The sequence below is a fragment of the Streptomyces sp. MBT65 genome, assembly GCF_016612545.1.
GTDB lineage: Bacteria > Actinomycetota > Actinomycetes > Streptomycetales > Streptomycetaceae > Streptomyces.
The window spans coordinates 1-2,168 of the sequence record NZ_JAENRY010000563.1 but is presented as its reverse complement, the minus strand read 5'-3'; the positions used below and the strand labels follow the sequence as shown (position 1 = coordinate 2,168).

The window sequence follows — 2,168 nt, the reverse complement described above, 5'->3', positions numbered from 1 at the left end:
CCGAGCAACACCCCCAACAAATCCCCGTACTCCGCCAACCGCACCCCCATGTCCCCCGCAAGAAAGCTGAGTTGACGCACAGACCGACACGCCCCCACCTCCTCCCACGTCACCGGCGCCGACACCCCCGGCTCGGCCCGCGCCCGCAGGGTGTAGGGGGTAGCCGTCGTCTTCCGCGCAGCGTTCTGACTCCAGTCGACAAACACCTTCCCCACCCGCAGACTCCGCGTCATCCGATGCACGACAAGCCGAGGCAACACCCCCTCCGCCTCCACCGCCAACGACTTCGCATACGAGACGGCCCGCTCCGAAGCCACCGGCGCCACCCCCGCCACCAGATGCAACCCCTTCGCCCCGGACGTCTTGACGTACGCCTCGATCCCGTCAACAGCAAGCCGCTCCCGCAGCCACAACGCGACCTCACAACACTCCACGACCGTTGCCGGCGCCCCCGGATCGAGGTCGAAGACGAGCCGATCGGCAAGGCCCGGCGCCCCGATCACCCACTGCGGCGTATGGAACTCGGTGACAAGATTCGCCGCCCACATCAAGGACGCCAGATCCTGCACCAGCACCATCCGGGCCGGCCCCTCCGACCGCGGCACTTCCGCGGTGGTGACCCAGTCGGGCGTACCAGGCGGCACGTTCTTGGTGAAGAAGCGCTGCCCGTCGGGCCCGTCCGGGTACCGCAGGAAGGACACCGGCCGGTCGCGCAGATGGGGCAGCAGCACGTCGGCGGTAGTGGCGTAGTAGTGCAGAACCTCGCCCTTGGTGAAGCCGGTCGCCGGGTACAGCACCTTGCCCAGGTTGCTGAGGGCGAGCCTTCGCCCCTCCACCTCTGTGATCGGCGTCATACGATAAGAATCCCACGAATACATGACGAACCGGACAATGGTCGGACGAGGTCCGGATGTGAGGCGACAGACGACAGGCAACAGGCGACACCGGAAGGCAGGCACGGCAGGTGCGATCCATATGGAACGGGGCCATCTCCTTCGGCCTGGTCAGCATCCCGATCAAGCTGGTGAACGCGACGGAGAGCCACTCGATCTCCTTCCGCCAGATCCACACCGAGGACGGCGGCCGCATCCGCTACCGCAAGGTCTGTGAACTGGAGGACCGCGAGGTAGCCCAGGCCGAGATCGGCAAGGCGTACGAGGACGCGGACGGCACGATGATCCCGATCACGGACGAGGACCTGGCGCAGTTGCCGATCCCGACCGCGAAGACGATCGAGATCGTGGCGTTCGTCCCGGCCGACCGGATCGACCCGCTCCAGATGGACGCGGCGTACTACCTCTCCGCGAACGGCGTCCCCGCGGCCAAGCCGTACACACTCCTGCGCGAGGCGCTGAAGCGCAGCCAGAAGGTGGCCATCGCTAAGTACGCGCTCCGGGGCCGCGAACGCCTCGGCATGCTGCGCGTGGTCGACGACGTGATCGCCATGCACGGCCTGCTCTGGCCGGACGAGATCCGCGCCCCCGAGGGCGTCGCCCCCGACACGAACGTCACCGTCCGCGACAAGGAACTCGACCTCGCGGACGCCCTGATGGACACCCTGGGCGAGGTCGACCTCGCCGACCTCCACGACGACTACCGCGAGGCGGTGGAGGAGATGATCACGGCAAAGGCCTCCGGCGAACAGCCGTCCCCGTCCCCCTCCCCGGCCCCCGGCGCCAAGGTCCTCGACCTGATGGCGGCCCTGGAGAAGAGCGTCCGCGAGGCACAGCAGTCACGAGCCACGGACCCCGAAACGAAAGCCGAGGTCAGACCCCTCTCACCACGAGCCACCCCCAAACAGGCCACCGGCAAGAAGTCGACCTCCACGGCACCAAAGAAGACGACGGCAAAGAAGTCGGCCGCCAAGGCGACGGCGTCAGGTACGACAAAGAAGACAACGCAGACGACGAAGAAGACCACCGCGAAGAAAACCCCAACAAAGAAGCCAACTCCCCGCAGACGAACGGCCTGAACTGCGGTCTCCTCACCGGTCCCCGCGCAGCGCCCCCCTTGCCACGACCGCGACGCACACAGCCCACCGCGACTGCGCCGAACGCCCCGCCCCAGAAGGCAACTCCTCACAGGCGAACGCCTAAACAGCAGCCCCTCACCGGTGCCCGCGCATCGCTATCCACTCACCGCAACCGCAACCGCAACCGCCACCGACC

2 protein-coding genes are annotated in these 2,168 nt (G+C 67.3%); one reads left to right on the top strand and one right to left on the bottom strand.

All coding sequences use genetic code 11. From position 1 onward, the window contains the following. On the bottom strand, nt 1-854 hold an 854-nt coding region (gene ligD / locus JHN63_RS50325; protein ID WP_200691828.1), incomplete at its 3' end, for a non-homologous end-joining DNA ligase. 110 nt (nt 855-964) lie between these two features. Here ligD and JHN63_RS50320 point away from each other — a divergent pair. Further along, nucleotides 965-1,972 carry a Ku protein gene (locus JHN63_RS50320; RefSeq protein WP_200691827.1) on the top strand — a complete coding sequence of 336 codons (1,008 nt, stop codon included), beginning with the start codon at nt 965-967 and terminating at the stop codon, nt 1,970-1,972. Nucleotides 1,973-2,168: the final 196 nt, after the last annotated feature.